General features: G+C 68.9%; 1 protein-coding gene. It reads left to right on the plus strand.

Going from position 1 to position 1915, the window contains the following annotated elements:
• Nucleotides 1-56: 56 nt before the first annotated feature.
• On the plus strand, nt 57-1793 hold the full coding sequence (locus AC1DHD_RS16025; RefSeq protein ID WP_476880656.1) for an ABC transporter ATP-binding protein: 1737 nt from the start codon (nt 57-59) through the stop codon (nt 1791-1793).
• Nucleotides 1794-1915: the final 122 nt, after the last annotated feature.

The raw sequence follows: 1915 nt of genomic DNA on the forward strand, positions 1-1915 counted from the left end.
GACGTAAACTGACCTCCGGATCACCAAGCGGGAAATGCGTGTGAAGTGGAGACCGGATGCTCTGGAAACTGCTGGTTCAATACCTGAGGCCGCAACGCGGGCTGCTGCTCGCCGTCGTCGTCTTCCAGCTGGCGGCTTCCATCGCGTCGCTGTATCTGCCCACCCTGAACGCGGACATCATCGACCAGGGGGTGGCGCGCGGGGACACCGATTACATCCTGCGTACCGGCGGCATGATGCTGATGGTCACGCTGCTGCAGATCGCGTGCACCATCGCGGCCGTCTACTTTGGCGCGAAGGCCGCGATGGCGCTGGGCCGGGACCTGCGCGGGGCGATTTTCGGCCGCGTGGCGGAGTTCTCGGAGCAGGAGGTCACACGGTTCGGCGCGCCGAGCCTGATCACCCGTTCCACCAACGACGTCCAGCAGGTCCAGCAACTGGTGCTGATGTCCGCGACGCTGATGGTCACCGCGCCCATGCTCAGCATCGGCGGGGTCATCATGGCGGTCAGGCAGGACGTGCAGCTGTCCTGGCTGATCGCGGTGAGCGTGCCGGTGCTGCTGGTGGCGGTGGGCCTGATCGTCACCCGTATGGTGCCGCTGTTCCGGCTGATGCAGACCCGGATCGACACGGTCAACCGGGTGCTGCGTGAACAGCTGACCGGCATCCGCGTGGTCCGCGCCTTCGTCCGCGAGGACGTGGAAACGGCCAGATTCGCGCGGGCGAACGCGGATGTCACGGACACCGCCCTGCGCGCCGGCCGGCTCATGGCGCTCGCCTTCCCCACCGTCATGCTGGTCCTGAACGTCTCCTCCGTGGCCGTGATCTGGTTCGGGGCCTTCCGGATCGAGGACGGGTCCATGCAGGTGGGCACCATGATCGCCTTCCTGAGCTACCTGATGCAGATCCTGATGTCCGTCATGATGGCCACGTTCATGGCGATCATGATCCCGCGCGCCGCCGTCTCCGCGGACCGGATCGGTGCGGTGCTGGGCACCGAGTCCAGCGTCCGGCCGCCCGCGCAGCCGGTCAGCCTGCCCGGCGCCGCCCGCGGCGAACTGGAGATGCGCGACGTCGGATTCGCCTACCCGGGTGCCGAGGCGCCGGTCCTCTCCGACGTCAGCTTCACCGCCCGCGCGGGGCAGACAACGGCGATCATCGGGTCCACTGGATCCGGAAAGACCACCCTGGTGAACCTGATGCCGCGGCTCTTCGACGCCACCGCCGGCTCGGTAAGGATCGACGGCGTGGACGTGCGCGAGCTGCACCCGGACCTGCTCTGGGGGCACATCGGCCTGGTCCCGCAGAAGCCGTACCTGTTCACCGGCACAGTCCGCAGCAACCTGCTCTACGGCAAACCGGACGCCACGGAGGACGAGCTCTGGYGGGCGCTGGCCATCGCGCAGGCCGAGGACTTCGTCCGCGAGATGGAGGGCGGGCTGGACGCGCCCATCTCGCAGGGCGGCACCAACGTCTCAGGCGGCCAGCGACAACGGATCGCGATCGCCCGGGCTCTGGTGAAACGCCCCGAGCTGTACATTTTCGACGACTCGTTCTCCTCCCTGGACACCGCCACCGACGCCCGGCTGCGGCAGGCGCTCAAGCAGCACACTGCCCGCGCCACCCTGGTGATCATCGCCCAGCGGGTCTCCAGCATTGTGGACGCGGACCAGATCCTGGTCCTCGACGACGGCAGGATCGTCGCGCACGGCACCCACGGGCAGCTGCTGGAGAGCTCGGAGACGTACCAGGAGATTGTGAACTCCCAGCTCGCGGCGGAGGAGGCGGTATGAGCAAGGTTGAATCCCAGACGCCGACGGCGGGCGGTCCCGGCGGCCCCGGCGGCGCCGGCGGGGCGGGGACCGGTTCCGGCGGGTCGCCCGCTGGCGGCCCGGGGGCCGGGGCGGGCAAGGAC

The organism is Arthrobacter sp. 05L45_2 (assembly GCF_056397525.1).